General features: G+C 46.8%; 3 protein-coding genes. 2 read left to right on the top strand and 1 reads right to left on the bottom strand.

The window, feature by feature from the left end:
- Positions 1-701, top strand: a 701-nt coding sequence (locus tag A3729_RS21550; RefSeq protein ID WP_156498063.1) for an aminotransferase class I/II-fold pyridoxal phosphate-dependent enzyme, incomplete at its 5' end; no start/stop codon positions are given.
- A 12-nt stretch (positions 702-713) separates the two neighbouring features.
- Positions 714-1,430 (top strand): 5,6-dimethylbenzimidazole synthase, encoded by a 717-nt coding sequence (bluB, locus tag A3729_RS21545; RefSeq protein WP_068552817.1) that lies wholly within the window; start codon positions 714-716, stop codon positions 1,428-1,430.
- On the opposite strand, the gene A3729_RS21540 is transcribed toward bluB, so the two are convergent.
- On the bottom strand, positions 1,431-1,824 hold a 394-nt coding region (locus A3729_RS21540), incomplete at its 5' end, for a hemolysin III family protein (protein ID WP_197475972.1).

Genomic DNA, 1,824 nt, shown 5'->3' with positions numbered 1-1,824 from the left:
ATTTACTTATTATCAACCCGAATAATCCAAGCGGGCTCATGATTCCTCTAGAGAGCCTGTTCTCCTGGGCTGCCATGCTCGGAACTGACGCAATGCTGATCGTGGACGAAGCATTTATCGATCTAACACCTAAAGCCAGCCTACTCTCACGCCCACCCCTGCCCGATAACATTTTAGTACTGAGATCTTGCGGCAAATTCTTCGGCTTAGGCGGTATTCGGGCCGGCTTCATATTTGGCTCACCTAAAAGTCTCTCTCGCATACAGTTTCCGAGCAACCCTTGGCCACTCAACGGCCCAGCTATGCACATATTAAGCAAGGCCCTGCCCGATCGATACTGGCAACATGCCAGCCGAAAGCGCATCCAAAAGAGCGCCCAAGAAATCCAAAGCTTATTTGCGCCCTTGGTTCACAACAAAGCGCTCAAACTATTAGCTGATAGAGGCCTGTTTATTAGCTTCCAAGGTAGCCCATCTTATCTCAGCGAACTCTATGAGTTCTTCGCAAAAGCAGGTATTCTCTTGCGCCTTATATCTGTGAACAACGATTTTGCCATGCTACGAGTCGGCCTTGTTGATCATTTGGATAAAACGAGCATTGAACGAATCCGGCAGTGTGTTGCCCAAGTTGCCAGCAAAAATGCCTTTGATTCGTTTATAAAAACCAGGCCTCGAAGGTCAATTTCTGAGCGTAACAAATAGAGTATTTTTTCAATGTCCGCCGAAGACCAGACTGTAAACTTTACGCACGATGAACGCGAAGCGCTCTATAAAACCATTTTTAATCGACGTGATGTCAGAGGAGAATTCAAGCCCGACCCGATTCCGGATGAGGTCTTGGCCCGCATATTGAAAGCCGCACATCATGCGCCCTCGGTTGGCTTTATGCAGCCCTGGAACTTTATGTTAGTTCGCTCAAAAACAGTTCGACAACAAGTACAAGAGGCTTTTACTGATGCCAATAACGAAGCAATGGAAATGTTTCCGGACAACAAGAAGCCCCTGTATCAGTCTCTGAAGCTCGAAGGAATTTTAGACTCACCGCTTAACCTTGTCGTCACCTGTGACCGTCAACGCGGCGGCCCTGTTGTGCTAGGCCGCACACATATAAAAAGCATGGACTTAAACAGCACCGTCTGTGCCGTTCAGAACTTATGGCTGGCAGCACGCGCTGAGAATGTAGGTATTGGCTGGGTTAGTATCTTTGATCAGGACAGAGTAAAAGCAATTTTAGGCATTCCCGAACATGTCGTACCTGTCGCCTACCTATGTATGGGCTATGTCTCTGAATTTAAAGTGAAGCCCGAACTCGAAAGCAAGGGGTGGCGAGAACGTCTGCCATTGGAGGACTTAATCTACTTTGATCAATGGCAGCAACAAAACCGTGACGACAGTCTAATAAAAGTTATCTCTGACCAGCCCGAAGTTTAATTATACAGCGACCTGAGGTGGCAAAACGTAGTAATAAACACTGAAGAAATGACAAATACTGCCCCCCAGTACAAACAGATGCCAGATTGCATGGTTATAGGGAATTCGTTCGACCAAATAGAAGACAACACCAAGAGTATAGATTATTCCGCCCAAAGCGAGTAAAAACACTCCTCCTTCCGGTACTGATGCGAGCAAATCCTCAGCACTTAGAATCACCAACCAACCCATAAGCAGATAGCTCGCGACGCGCAAAAGTGAAAACCGATGCTTGAAACGTATTTTCAAGAAGATACCGAAAAATGCAATGCCCCAAACAAGGGCTAATAAGCCCCAACCACCGACTTCTCTCATACTCACCATGAGGTAGGGTGTATAAGAACCTGCAATCAGG

It is taken from the genome of Oleiphilus sp. HI0043, from assembly GCF_001634935.1.
The sequence above is the reverse complement of the archived record's forward strand: the minus strand, read 5'-3'. Positions and strand labels throughout refer to the sequence as shown.